This window comes from Actinoallomurus sp. NPDC052274 (assembly GCF_040679475.1).
Lineage (GTDB): Bacteria > Actinomycetota > Actinomycetes > Streptosporangiales > Streptosporangiaceae > Actinoallomurus > Actinoallomurus liliacearum.
Window position 1 is genome coordinate 1 of the sequence record NZ_JBFAUT010000003.1, and the last position, 15,118, is coordinate 15,118.

Sequence of the window (15,118 nt, forward strand, 5' to 3'; positions counted from 1 at the left end):
CAGGTAGACCCGTTCGCCGTCGAGCTTCAGCGAGTAGTGGTCGTACGTCACCGTGTGCGTCCGTTGGCCACCCTGCGGGCGGCGCTCGGCGTCGTCCTCGAGGCGGAGGGTGAGCGAGATCCGGTTGCGCGGGATGTCGATGTCGAGGACCTTCACGCGTACGACGTCGCCGGACTTGACCACGTCGCGCGGGTCCTTGACGAACGTCCGGGACATCGCGGACACGTGGACGAGGCCGTCCTGGTGGACGCCGATGTCGACGAACGCCCCGAAGGCCGCGACGTTCGTGACGACGCCCTCGAGGATCATGCCGGGCTGGAGGTCGGCGACCTTGTCGACGCCCTCCTTGAACGTCGCGGTCTTGAACGCCGGGCGCGGGTCGCGGCCCGGTTTGTCCAGCTCCTTGAGGATGTCGGTGACCGTCGGCAGACCGAACGTGTCGTCGACGAAGTCCTGCGGCCGCAGCGCCCGCAGGGCGGCGCTGTTGCCGATCAGCGACTTGAGGTCGCCGCCGCTCCTGCTCAGGATGCGCCGCACGACCGGGTACGCCTCCGGGTGCACGGCGGAGCTGTCCAGCGGGTCGTCGCCGTCCTGGATGCGCAGGAAGCCCGCGCACTGCTCGAACGCCTTCGGGCCGAGCCGGGGGACGCTCTTGAGCGCGTCACGGGTGCGGAACGGGCCGTTGGCGTCGCGGTGGGTCACGATGTTCTCGGCGAGCCCGGAGCCGATGCCCGACACGCGGGTCAGCAGCGGGACCGACGCGGTGTTGACGTCGACGCCGACGGCGTTCACGCAGTCCTCGACGACCGCGTCGAGCGACCGGGACAGCTTCACCTCGGAGACGTCGTGCTGGTACTGGCCCACGCCGATCGACTTGGGATCGATCTTGACGAGCTCGGCGAGCGGGTCCTGGAGCCGGCGGGCGATCGACACCGCGCCGCGCAGCGAGACGTCCAGGTCGGGCAGCTCGCGCGAGGCGTACGGCGAGGCCGAGTAGACCGACGCGCCCGCCTCGGAGACCACGATCTTGGTGACCTTGGGGTGCTGCTTGATCAGGTCGGCCGCGAGCTGGTCGGTCTCCCGGGAGGCGGTGCCGTTGCCGATCGCGACCAGGTCGACGTCGTGCTTGGCGACGAGGCGTCCCAGGCTGTCGAGGGCGTCCTTCCAGCGGCCGTGCGGCTTGTGCGGGTAGATGGTGTCGGTCGCGACCACCTTGCCGGTGTTGTCGACGACCGCGACCTTCACGCCGGTGCGGAACCCCGGGTCCAGGCCCATCGTCGTACGGCTGCCGGCGGGCGCGGCCAGCAGCAGGTCGCGCAGGTTCGTGGCGAACACCCGGACCGCCTCGTCCTCGGCCTCCTGGCGCAGCCGCAGCCGCAGATCCAGGTCGAGGTGGACGAGGATGCGGGTCCGCCAGGCCCAGCGGACGGTGTCCATCAGCCACCGGGCGCTCGTCGGAACCTCGAACCGGTGCGCGATGGCCAGCTCGTACGGGTTCGGCCGCGTCGGGTCGGGCTCCTCGGCGTCGGGCTCCATCGTGAGGTCGAGGACGTCCTCCTTCTCCCCACGGAGCAGCGCCAGGACCCGGTGCGAGGGCAGCTCCGACAGCGGCTCGGCGAAGTCGAAGTAGTCGGAGAACTTCGCGCCGGCCTCCTCCTTGCCCTGGCGCACCTTCGCGACCATGCGGCCGCGCGACCAGACGCGCTCGCGCAGGTCGCCGATGAGGTCGGCGTCCTCGGCGAACCGCTCGACGAGGATCGCGCGGGCGCCGTCCAGCGCCGCGGCGACGTCGAGGTCCGCGTTGGTGTACGACGCCGCCTCCGCCTGCGGGTCGAGGCCCGGATCGGCGAGCAGCGCGTCGGCGAGCGGCTCGAGCCCCGCCTCACGGGCGATCTGCGCCTTCGTCCGCCGCTTCGGCTTGTAGGGGAGGTAGATGTCCTCGAGCCGGGCCTTGGTCTCGGCGGCCATGATCTGCGCGCGGAGGGCGTCGTCGAGCTTGCCCTGCGACTCGATCGACTCCAGGATCGCCGCTCGCCGTTCGTCCAGCTCCCGCAGGTAGCGCAGCCGCTCTTCGAGCGTGCGCAACTGTTCGTCGTCGAGCGTGCCGGTCGCCTCCTTCCGGTACCGGGCGATGAACGGCACGGTGGCACCGCCGTCGAGCAGCTCGACGGCGACCTGGACCTGCCGCTCGCGCACGCCGAGCTCTTCGGCGATCTTCTGGTGAATCGTCGTCGACACGATCTCTGACCCGACCTCTCACTGAGCTTCGGGAAGCATTGTGCAGGCATCCGCCGCCGTTGTCGCGCCGCCGGTCGGACACGGCAGTGGTTCCGACCGGCGGAAAAGCCCATGGATCGCGCGGGAGGCCGGGTCTAGGCTGAGACTTCTTATGATCGTCCAGGGGAGGCGGAATGGCGGATCTGATGGCGTTCACGGAGGTCACCTCCGAGGAGGAGCTGCGGGAGCTGCTCGGCGAGCCGATGCCGCGCGCGGTGTCCAAGGAGCGGGTCCGGCTGCACCAGCGGGACCGGGAGTGGCTGGCGGCCTCGCCCTTCTGTCTCATCGCGACCGCCGACGCGGCCGGAGCCTGCGACGTCTCCCCGAAGGGCGACCCGCCCGGCTTCACCCACGTCATCGACGACGTGACGATCGCCATCCCGGACCGGCCCGGGAACCGGCGCGCGGACGGGTTCCGCAACATCCTGGCCAACCCGCACGCCGGGCTGGTCTACATCATCCCCGGCCGGCGTGAGACGCTGCGCATCAACGGCCGCGCCCGGATCGTGCGCGAGGCCCCCTTCTTCGACGAGATGGTCGTCAAGGACCATCGGCCCCAGCTCGCTCTCGTCGTGGAGATCGAGCAGATCTTCTTCCACTGCGCCAAGGCGCTCCTCCGCTCGGCGCTGTGGAAGCCCGAGACCTGGAACCCGGACGCCCTCCCGTCGCACGCGCGGCTCGTCAAGGACGTCCAGCACACCGAGGAGACGTTGGAGGAGCTCGAACGCTACTACGGCCCGGACTACGCCAAGCGCCTCTACGGCTGAGCCGAGCGGCCGCCCGCCTCGTGGCACCTCCGGCTCCTGCGGCCGCCGCGGGCGATCAGGCAGCGCACGGGCCGGGCTTCAGGATCCCCGTCCGGGAAGGCGGCCGGACCGGCGATGCCGCCGGCGAGCGCCCAGGCCGGCGATCAGGCGCGCGACCGCGTGCCCCGGACCTCGAGGTCGGCCAGCAGGGCGACGGTCGCCCGGGTCACCTCTTCGACCGCCCGGTCGAAGACGGCCTGGTTGTGGGCTGCCGGGCGCCGGAAACCGGACACCTTGCGGACGTACTGCAGCGCCGCCGCCCTGATGTCGTCGTCGGTGACCTCTTCGGTGGCGGGTGGCCGCAGCGTCTTGATGCTTCTGCACATGGGGCCATCCTGCACCCGGGATCCGACATCGACCCCACCGTTGATCCACTCGCCGTAGGCTGATGTCCGATTCGTGCGGGTGATGGGGGGGAACGCGGTGGGGCTGCCGGAGCATCTGGAACTGCTGCTCACGGACGAGCCGGTCCTGGACGTCTACGCCTACGGGCCGTGGCGGGTGCCCGACGGCCTCTTCGCGGAGATCGCGGATCGGATCGACGCGCTGCTGGCCGATCCACGCTGCGCGGACCTGACGACCAACGATCACAAGCTGCTGACACTGCCCGCCTCACTGGTCGCCGCCGACCTGTACCAGATCATCGGCTTCCTGCCCGGCGTGAGCGCGATCCGCGCGGGCTCCCAGTGCCAGTTGACCGACCGCCTGCTCCGCCGGCACCTCAGCGACCCGGCCCGGCTCACCACCTCGAACACCTGGTGGAACACCTCGACCAACCTCTGGCGGCCGCCGATCGACTGGTTGATCGAGGTGCCGGACCGGGACCTCGCGCTCCGGCTCGCCCGTGACTGCCTGGCCGTGCTGGAGGGGATCGAGCCGCTCGAGGGCAGGCGGCGCGCGTTGCTGCGGCTGTACGACGCGCCGCCCGACTGCGACGCGGACCTGACGAAGAGCGAACTCCGCGCGCGGTGGGCCGCGCACGCCGACGACGAGATCCTCGCGGAGGTCCCCGAGCTGGCCGGGCCGGTCGGCTACCTGGAGTGGGTGTGGTCCGGGTTCCGCGCGGCGACCGACCACCTGGCCGGGGTGGTGCCGCGCAGCCGGCTCATCGGTACCCACCTGAGCCGGCTGCTGTTGCAGTGCGGCCTGGACCGGGTGCCCGTCGAGCTGGCCGCCGTACTCGACGACGATCTGTACAAGGAGGTGTCCGCGCGGTTCCGGCGGGAGCGGAGCGGGTTCCGGGCCGCCGCGTGGCAGGAGGAGATCCGGCTGTGGCTGGCCGAGGCGCTGGTCGAGGGCGCCGCCGACGCCTGCCGGGCCTGGCTCGACATGGCGACCCGGATGGTGGCGTGCGCGCAGGGCCTGCCCGGCGAGCCGCAGCGCAGCGGGAGCCGGGACCACACGCCGATCGACGAGTTCCAGCGCGACCTGCGTCGCCTATACGCCCCGCGCCGCCGCGTCGTCAACCCGCTCGCGGCCAAGCTCGCGACCGGCCGGGAGGACCGGCCCGCGGCCCGGGCGGAGAGCGCCGCCGCCTCCTCCTCCGACGTGGCCACCGGGCTCGTGGGCCAGCCCGAGGTCGTCGAACTGCTCCAGGAGGTCACCGCGGACGGTGAGACCGTGCGCGTGCTCCTGGCCGGGCCGGAGGGCACCGGCCGGCGCCTCGCCGTCGGCGAACTGGCCACGGCGCTGCGGCTGCCCCGCGAGCCGGTCTGGCTGACCCACACCGTGTTCGCGGGCCGGCCCCTGTACGAGGCGGCCGCCAGACTGCACGCCGAGGTCCGCGACGCCGCCGGGGAACGGCTGCTGGTGATCGACGGCCTGGACGAGTTCGCCGGCGAGGTCGGCAACGGCCAGGAGATGATCAGCGAGCTGCACCGCCTCCTGACCGTCCACCCGGACCTCCACCTGGTCGCGCTGTGCGGCGAGGCCGGGATCGAGCGGATCCGGGAGGCCGATCCGGCCCTGCTGGACCGGTTCCGGGTCGCCCGCACCCGGCCGTTCACGGTCGAGGAGTACGCTGAGCTGTTCGACCGCGAGGTGCGACGGCGGGGCGTGCGGACGTACAAACGCGCCCGTGACGCCGCCGGTGAGCTGCTCGCGGCGACACCGCCGACGCGGACCCTCCGCAACGCCCGCCTCGTCTCCCAGCTGGCGGACCGCGCGCTGGCCGCCGCGCGGAGCCGTACGGAGCCGGACGCCGAGCTCATCGTCAAACGCGCCGACGTGCCCCGCGCGTTCGGCTCCTCCGGTGTCGAGGACGACCCCCTCGCCGAGCTGGAGGCCCTGACCGGGCTGGAGACGATCAAGCGGGAGACCGGCCTCCTCATCGCGATGACGCGCGCGGAGGGGTTGCGCCGGGAGCAGGGCCTGCCGGGCACCACCCCGGCGCGGCACATGGTGTTCACCGGCAACCCCGGCACCGGCAAGACCATGGTGGCCCGGCTGCTGGCCCGGATCTACAAGCGGCTCGGGACGCTGTCCTCGGGCCACCTGGTCGAGGCGTCCCGGGCGCACCTCGTGGGGGAGTACGTCGGCCAGACCGCCCCGCGGACCCGCCGGCTGGTCGAGCGGGCGATGGGTGGGGTGCTCTTCATCGACGAGGCGTACACGCTCACGCAGCCGTCGTTCAAGAGCGACTTCGGGCTTGAGGCCGTCGCTGAGCTGGTGAAGCTCATGGAGGACCACCGGGACGACCTCGTCGTCATCGTCGCCGGCTACGAGCAGGAGATGGCGGACTTCCTGCTCGCGAATCCGGGCCTCGACTCGCGGTTCGCCAAGCAGTTGCACTTCGACGACTACACCGACGACGAGCTGTGCGCGGTGTTCGAGCGGCTGGCCGCGGACGACGGTTTCGTCCTCGCGCCCGAGGTCGGCGACGCGCTGCGGGCGACGCTCCGTCGTACGGCGCGCGGCCCGTCGTTCGGCAACGGACGGTTCATGCGCAACCTGCTCGACAGCGTCATCGCGCGCCAGGCGCAGCGCGTCACCGGCCTCGACCGGCCCGCGCGAACGGACCTGGTCACCCTGCGCGCCGAGGACCTGCCGTCCCGCCCCGCGGCCGAGCCCGAGGAGTTCGGCCTCTACCTGTGACGGGGCCGTACCTCCGCGCGGGGCCGCTCAGGAGAGGCACTCGGCGAGAAAGCCCTCCAGCGCCGACCAGGCGCAGACCGCGGTGTCGCGCGGCTACCTGAGCCGCCTCCGCGACGAGCTGGGCGTTCCGGTGCGGTTCACCGAGCCCGCGATCGGCGTCCGCGACTACGGGAGGCAGATGCGGCGCGAGCTGCGCGCCGTGATGCTCAGCGAGGCCGGTACGGACCTGGCGGACCCGCGGATGCGGCGGATCCCGATCATCGAGCCGGTGGTGATGCACGTGTGGTCCGTCACCTGGCGCCGCGAGAACCGGGATCCCCGCCTGCGCGGGCTGCTCGCCGCGCTGCCCGTCCCGTCCGTCCCCGACCCGCGCCGCCCTCAGGTGACGAGCTCGTCGCCGACCGGTCAGCCGTGCTCGGTCAGCAGCTTCAGGACGGCGCGTTCGGCGGGGCCGCGCGTGGCGAGGTCGCCGAAGTCGCCGTTCTCGCCGAGCCGGCCGAGGATGGGGGCGATCGTGACGCCGCGCTCGTACAGCTCGATCACCCGGGGGTCGATGTACGACGCGCGGGCGACGGCGGGGGTGTTGCCGAGGTAGTCCGCGACCTCCCGGACGACACGGGCGACGGCCCGCTTACGGGTGCCGTTCGCCGCGGCGGCCCGCTCGGAAACCGCGAGGCCCACGGCGGCCAGGACGGTGGCGTGCCACGTGCGGAAGTCCTTGGCGGAGAACTCCCCGCCGGACAGCTCCCGCAGATGGTCGTTGATGTCGGTCGACGTGACGTCGTGCCAGCGGGGTCCGCTCCGGTAGGCGAGGAGTTCCTCCCCACCGCTCCGGCGCCGTTTGAGGCTGCGGACGACCGCGCAGACGTCGTCGTCGGCGACGGCCTGTTCGCGCTGTTTCGACCCCTTGGCGACGTAGTCGAAGATGATCTGGTCGCCGCTCAGGCTGACGTGCTCCTTGCGGATCGTCGCGAGACCGTAGGTGCCGTTCTCCGCCGCGTACTCCTCACCGCCGGGGCGAAAGAACCCCAGGTCGATGAGGCGGACGGCGGCGGCGAGCACCCGCTGCCGGGTCAGTCCCCTCTCCCTGAGGTCGCGCTCGACCCGTTCGCGGAGGCGGGGCAGCACCCGGCCGAACTCCAGCACCCGGTCGTGCTTCTCCCGGTCCCGCTGCTCGCGCCACAGGTCGTGGTAGCGGTACTGGCGGCGGCCCGCCGTGTCCGTACCGACCGCCTGGATGTGCCCGTCGGAGTAGGGACAGATCCAGACGTTCTCCCAGGCCGGGGGGATCACCAGGGCCTTGACCCGGGCGAGCGTCTCCGGGTCGCGCACCGGCTCGCCGTCCGGGTCGACGTAACGGAAGCCCCGGCCGCAGCGGATGCGCCGGATGCCCGCGCACCCGAGATCGCTGCGCGAGAGTTCCACGTCGGTCATCGTCACGACCCCCGTCTACCCTCCCGGCGGGCAGGCATTCGAGCAGACCGGCATATCTCTCCCGTCCCGGGAAAGGGCCTCTTCACGACGGCGACGGAAGAGAGACGAGGGGGCTCATCGTGAACGGTCCGCTCTGCGGAGCGTTGGCGGGCGCCGCGGGTACGGCCGCGCTGAACGCGGTCACGTACGCCGACATGGCCCTGCGAGGACGGCCGGGCAGCCAGGTCCCGGAACAGATGGTCGAGAAGACGATCGAGCGCGCCGGCGTGTCGCTCGGCGAGGACGAGACCGCCGACAACCGCCGCCAGGCCATCGGCGCCCTGCTGGGATTCGGCGTGGGCATCGGGGTCGGCGTCGCGTACGGCCTGATCCGCTCGCGCGGGAGGACCCTGCCCGACGCGCTGGCCCTCGGGGCGGCGGCGTCCGTGGCGGGCGAGGGGCCGGCCGTCGCGCTGGGCCTCACCGACCCGCGTACGTGGGGGGCCGCCGGGTGGATCTCGGACGTCGTGCCGCACCTGGCGTACGGGGTCGTCACGGCCGCCACCTACCGAGGACTCCGTAACGGCTGACCGAAGGGAGGAGGGGAATGGGCGCCAAGAAGCCGGAGCGGGACGTGCCGCTCGACGAGGGCGTGGCGAACAGCCGCGACGTCGGCGGCGTGCCCGACCCGGAAGAACCGGACCAGGGCACCACGACCGGGACGACGCCGAACGAGACGTTCGTCGGCCGGGTACAGGGCCAGGACGTCGGCTACGCCGAGGAGACCGGCGCCGAACGCCGCGCCGAACAGGAGGACTGACCGTACCCGGCGGGTGGCCGCGTGTCGTTCAGACTTGCGGGCCGGAGTCGCCGGCGTGATCAGTAGTGGTGCCGAAGGCCCGGCGGTAGTCGCGGGGTGGCAGGCCGACGTGGCGGGTGAAGTGGTGGCGCATGGTGAGGGGGGTGCCGAAACCGCAGCGGCCGGCTATGGCGGTGATGGGCAGGTCGCTGACCTCGAGGAGGTGCTGGGCGGCCAGGACGCGCTGGGTCAGGAGCCATTGCAGAGGGGTGTCGCCGGTCGTCTGGACGAAGCGGCGGGCGAAGCTGCGCTCGGACATGCGGGCCAGGCTCGCCATTTCCGTGACGGTCCATGGGTGGGCCAGGTCGTTCAGGATTCGTTCGCGTAGCTCCGACAGGCCGTCGGCCTGGCCGGCGCCGGCGGGGACGGGACGGGTGATGAACTGTGCCTGCCCGCCGGGCCGGAACGGTGCGGTGACCATGGTGCGGGCGATCTCGGCCGCGACGGCGGCGCCGTGGTCGCGGCGGACCAGGTGCAGGCACAGATCGATGCCCGCGGCCACGCCCGCGGAGGTCCACACGGCGCCGTCCCCGACGAACAGGACATCGGGGTCCACGGTCACCTCGGGGTGGCGGCGCGCGAGTTCCTCGGCATCGAGCCAGTGCGCGGTTGCCCGGCGGCCTTTCAGCAGACCGGCCGCGGCCAGCAGGAACGCGCCCGAGCACAGGGACGCGACGGTGGCGCCGCGTGCGTGGGCGGCGCGGAGCGCGGCGAGCACGTGCGGGTGGACGGGCTCTGTGGGGTGCTGAACGCCGGGTACGACGACCAGGTCGCACGCTTCCAAGCCGTCCAGGCCGAGATCGGGAACGCAGGTCACGCCCGGCTGCATGGGCACCGTGGCGCCGCGCGGGCCGCAGGTGCGCAGTTCGAACGGGGGGACGCCGCGGGCGGTCCGGTCGAGTCCCCAGACCTCGGTGGCCACGGCGTAGTCGAATACGCGGGTGTGCTCGGTGACCAGTACTCCCACACGCAGCATGGCGGAAATCTATCGCACGTTGCCGTTTCTGCCGCTCACGGTTCGGGCGGGCCGCCCACCAGGCTGGAGAGCGATCTTTTCCGCGACGTGAGGAGTGCGGCGTCATGCCGTTGGCTTTGTTCGCTTTGGCCGTCACGGCGTTCGGCGTGGGAACTTCGGAGTTCGCCGTCATGGGATTGTTGCCGCAGGTCGCCCGAGGGGTCGGGGTGTCGATTCCGGCCGCGGGTGGCCTGATCACCGGATACGCCGCCGGGGTGATCGTCGGTGCGCCGCTCCTTACCGCGGCCTCGGCCCGCCTGACTCGCCGCGCGACCCTGCTGGTCGTCGCGGCGCTGCTGGTGGCGGGCAGCGTCCTGTCGGCGATCGCCTCCGGCTATGGTCTGCTGCTGGTGGCCAGGGTGGTGGCAGGCGTGCCGCAGGGGGCGCTGTTCGGGGTCGGGTCAGTGGTCGCGGCGCAGATCGTGCCGCCGGAACGACGTGGAAGCGCCATGTCGATCATGTTCGGCGGGTTCACCATGGCGAACGTGGCCGGGGTGCCGCTGGTGACATGGCTGGGGCAGGCCGCGGGCTGGCGGGCCACGTTCTGGGCGATCGCGGCGTTGGGCGCGCTGTCGGGAGTCGGGATCGCCGCGCTGGTCCCACGCCGCGTGCGCCCCGAGGGCGAGGCCGGGCTGCGTTCGGAACTGGCGACGCTACGGCGGCCGCAGGTCTGGCTCGCGATGGCGGTGACGACGGCGGGCTTCGGTGGTGTCTTCGCCTCTTTCACCTACGTGGCGCCGATGATGACCAACGTCGCGGGATTCAGCGCTTCCAGCATGACGGTGCTGCTCGTCATCTTCGGTCTGGGCATGGCCACCGGCAACCTGCTGGCGGGCCGCTACGCCGGACGACGGCTCATGCCCAGCCTGTACGTGTTCCTGGCCGGGCTGACCGTCGTGCTGAGCGTGTTCGTGGTGACGGCGCACAGCAAGGCCCTCGCGGCCTGCACCCTGTTCATGCTCGGGCTGTTCGGCTTCGCGACCGTCCCGGCGCTGCAGATGCGCATCCTGGACACGGCCGCAGGCGCCCCCACCCTCGCCTCCGCGCTGAACCTGTCGGCATTCAACATCGCCAACGCGCTCGGCGCATTCCTCGGCGGGACGGTGATCAGCGCGGGGTTCGGCTACACCAGCCCCAACGCCATCGGCGCGGTACTGGCCGCCGCCGGGCTCGCACTGGCCATCTGCTCAGGGAAGTTCGACACGCGCGCCAAGGCGGCGATCGCACGATGACCGGCACGCCCGAAATCGAACGCTACACACCCGGCCATGACGCCTCCGCCGTCGACTTCATGGCCGCCAGAACAGCCGCGACGCACGCGGGTTTCTTCCTGCCGCACCTGGCCTCCGGAATGACGCTCCTGGACCTGGGGTGCGGGCCCGGCACCATCACCACCGACCTCGCCGCCGCCGTCGCACCGGGACACGTGCTCGGCCTCGACCGCCAAGCGGCCCAACTCCTCAGCGCACGCGCCCTCGCCCGGCGAAAAGGCCTCACCAACATCGAGTTCCAGGAAGGCTCCTGTTACGACATCCCCCTGGACCATCGATCCGTCGACCGCGTCTTCTCCCACGCCCTGATGGAACACCTGGCCCACCCGGCCCGCGCACTGGCCGAAATCCGAAGAGTGCTGCGCCCCGGCGGGAGAGTCGGCCTCTGCAGTCCTGACTGGGGCGGATTCCTGTTGAGCCCGCCGGCAGACGACGCCATCAGCGCCTACACGCGCCTGCAGCAGGCCAACGGCGGAGACCCCTTCTGCGGCCGCAAACTCGGCCAGTACCTGCTCGACGCGGGATTCGAGCAATGCCACCTGAACGCGCACTACGAGCGCTACGCCGACCCCTCCCGCATCGCCGACTACCTCGCGGTCCAACTCGACGCGGCGGGACAGACCGCCCAGGCCCGCCGACTCCGCGATTGGGCCACCAGGCCGAGCGCGATGTTCGCCCAGGCATGGGTCACCGCCACCGCCACCCGACCCCGTCACTGAGCAGGTCACTGGAGGCGACGACGTACAAGCGGTTCAGGGCGGGCGGACATCGGCGGCCGGCGACGGCGGGCCCGCGCGGCCGAGTTGAGAGCGGCCCGCGACTGACCACAGCGGTTGTGGAGGCGTACCGAACGCTCGGTGAAGGCGCTCCTTGCGGTGCTGATATGTGGGCTCCGGTCCCTTTGCTGACGAGCCGTTGCAGAGCATTCCGTACGGTCGCCGCCGCGCCTGATCCGGTCAGCCGCGCAGGTAGGCGTGGAGTTCTTCGGCGGTCATCTCGTCGAAGCGTCGCAGGGCCACGGCGAGGTAGCGGAGTTGGTCGGTGTCGGTGGTGGCCACGCAGACCTGGCCGCCGGCCCAGCGCCACAGTGGCAGCCCGCCGGTGTCCAGCACCGGCGACCAGCCCTGTGGCGGTGTCGGCAGGTCGGCGTCTGCTCGCTGCCGCCGCTGCAGGCTCATGCGGGCGGCGGCCGGGTACTTGCGGATGAGGAAGTCCAGATGCAGTAACGCCCTGGCCTCGGACGGCGGTTGTGCCGCGAGCGAGTCGACCAGGGCGCGCAGCCCCGGTAGTGAGCGCAGGAGCCGTTCTTCGGGCGTCATCGTCACCGTCCCCGCCGCAGTGGGACGCAGACGACCTTGCTGATCACCCGGATGAGCTCGGCGATGTCGTCGACGGCCAGGAGCCGGGCCGAGTCGGTCAGGTGGCCGATGGGGACGCCCCAGGACCAGTGCCAGCGGATGTGGTTCTGGTCATCGGGTCTACAGATGATCCTCTCGCTGAGGTGATTGTTCGCCCCGTGGATGAGGATTTCCGCCCCGTACTGCTCGGCGTTCAGCCCCGCCGCCTGGCATTCCTGGGTCAGCCACTTCGCGTACGCGTAAATGTCTTCCGCTGTGTACGGTTTCACGACTTTTTCCCTTTTAATCGCCTGCCGGTTTCCAGTGACCAGGTTCACACGCTGAGTTACTTTGAGCTACAGACCGGCATCACCCCACGTCACACGTGGCCCCCCGAGAGGACTCACCATGACCAACGGCGCGCTGACCCGAGACCCCCTCGTCCGAGCCTTCGGCGCGGTGCTGCGCGGCCACCGCGAAGCGGCGAAACTCTCCCGTGCGGCGCTGGCCCAGGCGCTGGGCTGCACACCCCAGTGGATCGAAAAGCTCGAGACCGCCCTACGCGCACCGTCAGAGGCGACGTCGGAAGACCTCGACACCTACTTCAAGACCCCGGGGACCTTCCACCGCATGTGGCTGGAGATCCGCCGCGCCGGCAAACACGCCGCGCTCCCTCCCGGCTTCTCCGGCTTCGTCGAGCTGGAGACCAAGGCCACCATGATGTACATCTTCGAGAACATGGTCGTCACCGGCCTGTTCCAGACGCCGGAGTATGCCCACGAGGTGCTCAGGGCGGGCCGAAAGCCCGAGGTGATTGAGGGACTCATAGCCACACGTATGGAACGCCAGAAGATCCTCAGTCGCGAGAACCCTCCTGAGATCGTCCTCGTTCTCGACGAGTGGGCCCTCCGTCGCCCGATCGGCGACGCCGAGACTCGCAAAGAGCAGATACGGCGTCTGATTGAGCTCGCCGAGCAGCCCAACATCAGCATCCAGCTTGTCCCGAGTCAAACCGGCACGTATGCGGGCCTCCCAGGCGCTTTCATCCTCCTGCGGTCCGATAACGGAACTGACTACGTGTATCTCGAGGGCCATGTGGAAGATCAGGTGATCGACAGGCCCGACAAAGTGCAAGCCTTTGAAGTACGCTTCAGCTTGATCAGGAGTGCGGCTATGTCCGCAGATGACTCCCTGGCGCTGCTTCGCAAAGTTTGGGAGAACTTATGAGAGCTTCGGATACGGCGTCCCTACTTTGGCGTAAGAGTGGCCGTAGCACGGACACGGGAGGTGCCTGTGTCGAAATCGCTGCGATGTGGCGCAGCCGCAGCACCGACCTCGGTGGCCGGCGCGTTGAGGTCGCTGCCGTACCTCAGATGGCCGCCGGTCGCGAGGACTAGGATCTGCCCGGTGGATCTTGTGGCAGTACGAAGACCAGGCTGATCACTGCCCGATAGCGGCGGGTTCGTCACCCCCCCGGTCGGCCGAGCCGGTGCCCGGGGACGGCTCCGGCTCGTCGCCCACGGCGTACCGAATGCTCGGTGACCGCAGCCCAGGACGACGGCAAAAGCCTGCATTTCGGCACCATGGGCGAGGGCTTTGCCGAGCATCCGGTACGGCCCCGCGCGACCGTCCTGAGGAGAAGAGCGGGCGATCTCCACGGATCGCACGCCCGGGTCGCCCGTCCTCTTCCACCGGTGTCCACTCAGCGGAGAATGGTCTCCGCTGAGTAGACACCCACCAGAACCGACGCCCCACCCGGCGGGCGGACCGGCCGGCGCCGCACGGATCCCTCGCCGTCACAGATCGACCAGCACGTGATGTGGAGTCCACGCTGACATCCCAAGTGATCAACCTGGCCGCATCGGCTCGCGCTTGGAGCCCGGTGAGGATCTCCTGCCAGACTCCGGCCCGCTGCCAGCGGCGGAACAATCCATAGACCGCTTGCCAGGAGCCGTAGCATTCGGGCACGTCCCGCCACGGGGCACCCACCCGCACCCGCCATCTGATCCCATCGATGAGCTGTCGTTTCGTCCACTTCGACGGTCGGCCTGGCCGGGTGGGCACGGGCAGCAGAGGTTCCAGCCGCGCCCATTGCGCATCGGTCAGGTCGAACCGCCTCGTCACCGCTAGGGTGGCCACGAGGCCTCCGGTCACAGGTTCTGCTTGGTCGCTGAACCACCTACCGGAGGCCTCACTACTTAACGATCACGACACGCCGCCATCCCGGACACAAGCCGCACTTCGAGACACGGCCTAGGGGCGCCGCCTGGTCGCCGTGGTGTTCGCGGCCGCCGTACGTGAGCGTGCGGCGGCCGGAACCGGGTGGTCGGCCGGTCAGGTCCCGGCGACCGCCTTGCTGACGCGGTTGGGTCCGTCGTACTCCTCCTCCGGGATCTCCTTCAGGTCGTCCATGACCTCCTTCGGCGCGCCCTTCTTCTTGGCGTGCTCGAGGAGTTGCTCCTTGGACGCCGGGTAGTCCACGCCGGACAGATACTTCTGCACTTCGATGAAGTCCTGAGCCATCGTCAAGGCCCCCTTCCTCGATGGGTACGCTCTACCCGGCCCGGGGCCGGGGAACTCACTGGAGCGAGTCGCGGCCCACCTCGAAGCGGTCGTGGTAGCGCTCCTCCGCCTCCCTCAACAGGTCATCGCTCAGGGCGGCGACGGGCCGGAAGTCGGCGACCAGGGGCTCGTGGTCCGGGCCGAAGTCGCAGACCTCACCGGCCAGGATCCAGGCGTGCCGGTCATCCCCCTTCTCCGCCAAGTGGGCATATTTCCGGATCTGGCGGGCGATCCAGTCCTCCAACGGGCGGCTCCACCACTGCGGCGACCTCAGCGGGACGACCGAGAGGCCGGGCAGTTCCAGTCCGCTCTCGTAGTCACGGCTCGCCCCGTCGGCGTCCGACTCGGGCCCGCCCGAGTGCCGCAGGTACAGCTCCTCCCGCCCGCTCACCAGCTCCGTCAGCTCGCTCAGCTTCTCGATGCTTCTCATGGCGCCTCCCCTCAGTGCGGGAGAGCACTACCCGGCGGAAATGCGTCCTCACGGC

At 70.8% G+C, this 15,118-nt stretch carries 16 protein-coding genes; 7 read left to right on the forward strand and 9 right to left on the reverse strand.

Going from position 1 to position 15,118, the window contains the following annotated elements:
* Positions 1–2,238: Tex family protein (locus AB0K82_RS03285; protein WP_364392151.1), on the reverse strand; the 2,238-nt coding region annotated here is incomplete at its 3' end.
* A 173-nt stretch (positions 2,239–2,411) separates the two neighbouring features.
* Here AB0K82_RS03285 and AB0K82_RS03290 point away from each other — a divergent pair.
* Positions 2,412–3,044: a pyridoxamine 5'-phosphate oxidase family protein gene (locus AB0K82_RS03290; RefSeq protein ID WP_364392153.1), complete on the forward strand. Its 633-nt coding sequence runs from the start codon at positions 2,412–2,414 to the stop codon at positions 3,042–3,044.
* Positions 3,045–3,187: 143 nt separating this feature from the next.
* Here the strand turns inward: AB0K82_RS03290 and AB0K82_RS03295 are convergent, their stop codons facing one another.
* The gene (locus tag AB0K82_RS03295) at positions 3,188–3,409 is read right to left on the reverse strand and encodes a DUF2277 domain-containing protein (RefSeq protein ID WP_364392155.1); all 222 of its coding nucleotides are present in this window, start codon (positions 3,407–3,409) and stop codon (positions 3,188–3,190) included.
* Positions 3,410–3,491: 82 nt separating this feature from the next.
* Here AB0K82_RS03295 and AB0K82_RS03300 point away from each other — a divergent pair, with 82 nt between their 5' ends.
* On the forward strand, positions 3,492–6,176 hold the full coding sequence (locus tag AB0K82_RS03300) for an AAA family ATPase (protein ID WP_364392716.1): 2,685 nt from the start codon (positions 3,492–3,494) through the stop codon (positions 6,174–6,176).
* A gap of 405 nt (positions 6,177–6,581) precedes the next feature.
* Here AB0K82_RS03300 and AB0K82_RS03305 read toward each other — a convergent pair whose 3' ends face one another.
* Positions 6,582–7,610 carry a DNA topoisomerase IB gene (locus AB0K82_RS03305; protein WP_364392718.1) on the reverse strand — a complete coding sequence of 343 codons (1,029 nt, stop codon included), beginning with the start codon at positions 7,608–7,610 and terminating at the stop codon, positions 6,582–6,584.
* Positions 7,611–7,729: 119 nt separating this feature from the next.
* Here AB0K82_RS03305 and AB0K82_RS03310 point away from each other — a divergent pair, with 119 nt between their 5' ends.
* Both AB0K82_RS03310 and AB0K82_RS03315 read left to right on the forward strand, forming a co-directional pair.
* Entirely contained in the window at positions 7,730–8,179 is a 450-nt protein-coding gene (locus AB0K82_RS03310; RefSeq protein WP_364392158.1) for a hypothetical protein, read from the forward strand.
* Positions 8,180–8,196: 17 nt separating this feature from the next.
* A complete protein-coding gene (locus tag AB0K82_RS03315) occupies positions 8,197–8,409 on the forward strand; it encodes a hypothetical protein (protein WP_364392160.1) in 213 nt (70 codons plus the stop codon).
* Positions 8,410–8,437: 28 nt separating this feature from the next.
* Here AB0K82_RS03315 and AB0K82_RS03320 read toward each other — a convergent pair whose 3' ends face one another.
* A complete protein-coding gene (locus AB0K82_RS03320; protein ID WP_364392162.1) occupies positions 8,438–9,424 on the reverse strand; it encodes a helix-turn-helix domain-containing protein in 987 nt (328 codons plus the stop codon).
* Positions 9,425–9,528: 104 nt separating this feature from the next.
* On the opposite strand from AB0K82_RS03320, the gene AB0K82_RS03325 reads away from it, so the two are divergent.
* Positions 9,529–10,695, forward strand: a complete 1,167-nt coding sequence (locus AB0K82_RS03325) for an MFS transporter (RefSeq protein WP_364392164.1) — start codon at positions 9,529–9,531, stop codon at positions 10,693–10,695.
* Positions 10,692–11,453: a methyltransferase domain-containing protein gene (locus AB0K82_RS03330; RefSeq protein WP_364392166.1), complete on the forward strand. Its 762-nt coding sequence runs from the start codon at positions 10,692–10,694 to the stop codon at positions 11,451–11,453. Before AB0K82_RS03325 ends, AB0K82_RS03330 begins: the two co-directional genes overlap by 4 nt.
* Before the next feature lie 237 nt (positions 11,454–11,690).
* Here the strand turns inward: AB0K82_RS03330 and AB0K82_RS03335 are convergent, their stop codons facing one another.
* Together AB0K82_RS03335 and AB0K82_RS03340 are read right to left on the reverse strand one after the other, a co-directional pair.
* A complete protein-coding gene (locus AB0K82_RS03335; RefSeq protein ID WP_364392168.1) occupies positions 11,691–12,053 on the reverse strand; it encodes a hypothetical protein in 363 nt (120 codons plus the stop codon).
* A 2-nt stretch (positions 12,054–12,055) separates the two neighbouring features.
* Positions 12,056–12,361 carry a hypothetical protein gene (locus tag AB0K82_RS03340; protein ID WP_364392171.1) on the reverse strand — a complete coding sequence of 102 codons (306 nt, stop codon included), beginning with the start codon at positions 12,359–12,361 and terminating at the stop codon, positions 12,056–12,058.
* A 118-nt stretch (positions 12,362–12,479) separates the two neighbouring features.
* Between AB0K82_RS03340 and AB0K82_RS03345 the strand changes: the two genes are divergently transcribed.
* Positions 12,480–13,298 (forward strand): helix-turn-helix transcriptional regulator, encoded by an 819-nt coding sequence (locus AB0K82_RS03345; protein WP_364392174.1) that lies wholly within the window; start codon positions 12,480–12,482, stop codon positions 13,296–13,298.
* 213 nt (positions 13,299–13,511) lie between these two features.
* Here AB0K82_RS03345 and AB0K82_RS03350 read toward each other — a convergent pair whose 3' ends face one another.
* From AB0K82_RS03350 to AB0K82_RS03360, 3 genes are all read right to left on the reverse strand, one after another.
* Positions 13,512–14,225, reverse strand: coding sequence for a transposase (locus AB0K82_RS03350; protein ID WP_364392176.1), 714 nt, complete (start codon positions 14,223–14,225; stop codon positions 13,512–13,514).
* A gap of 180 nt (positions 14,226–14,405) precedes the next feature.
* On the reverse strand, positions 14,406–14,594 hold the full coding sequence (locus tag AB0K82_RS03355; RefSeq protein ID WP_364392720.1) for a DUF2795 domain-containing protein: 189 nt from the start codon (positions 14,592–14,594) through the stop codon (positions 14,406–14,408).
* Positions 14,595–14,649: 55 nt separating this feature from the next.
* Positions 14,650–15,063, reverse strand: a complete 414-nt coding sequence (locus AB0K82_RS03360; protein WP_364392179.1) for a DUF6098 family protein — start codon at positions 15,061–15,063, stop codon at positions 14,650–14,652.
* Positions 15,064–15,118 lie beyond the last annotated feature (55 nt).

Coding starts and splice junctions, on each gene's coding strand:
- AB0K82_RS03325 (WP_364392164.1), top strand. CDS start 9,529: ATGCCGTTGGCTTTGTTCGCTTTGGCCGTCACGGCGTTCGGCGTGGGA.
- AB0K82_RS03355 (WP_364392720.1), bottom strand. CDS start 14,594: ATGGCTCAGGACTTCATCGAAGTGCAGAAGTATCTGTCCGGCGTGGAC.
- AB0K82_RS03295 (WP_364392155.1), bottom strand. CDS start 3,409: ATGTGCAGAAGCATCAAGACGCTGCGGCCACCCGCCACCGAAGAGGTC.
- AB0K82_RS03290 (WP_364392153.1), top strand. CDS start 2,412: ATGGCGGATCTGATGGCGTTCACGGAGGTCACCTCCGAGGAGGAGCTG.
- AB0K82_RS03335 (WP_364392168.1), bottom strand. CDS start 12,053: ATGACGCCCGAAGAACGGCTCCTGCGCTCACTACCGGGGCTGCGCGCC.
- AB0K82_RS03315 (WP_364392160.1), top strand. CDS start 8,197: ATGGGCGCCAAGAAGCCGGAGCGGGACGTGCCGCTCGACGAGGGCGTG.
- AB0K82_RS03320 (WP_364392162.1), bottom strand. CDS start 9,424: ATGCTGCGTGTGGGAGTACTGGTCACCGAGCACACCCGCGTATTCGAC.
- AB0K82_RS03360 (WP_364392179.1), bottom strand. CDS start 15,063: ATGAGAAGCATCGAGAAGCTGAGCGAGCTGACGGAGCTGGTGAGCGGG.
- AB0K82_RS03305 (WP_364392718.1), bottom strand. CDS start 7,610: ATGACCGACGTGGAACTCTCGCGCAGCGATCTCGGGTGCGCGGGCATC.
- AB0K82_RS03330 (WP_364392166.1), top strand. CDS start 10,692: ATGACCGGCACGCCCGAAATCGAACGCTACACACCCGGCCATGACGCC.
- AB0K82_RS03300 (WP_364392716.1), top strand. CDS start 3,492: ATGGGGGGGAACGCGGTGGGGCTGCCGGAGCATCTGGAACTGCTGCTC.
- AB0K82_RS03345 (WP_364392174.1), top strand. CDS start 12,480: ATGACCAACGGCGCGCTGACCCGAGACCCCCTCGTCCGAGCCTTCGGC.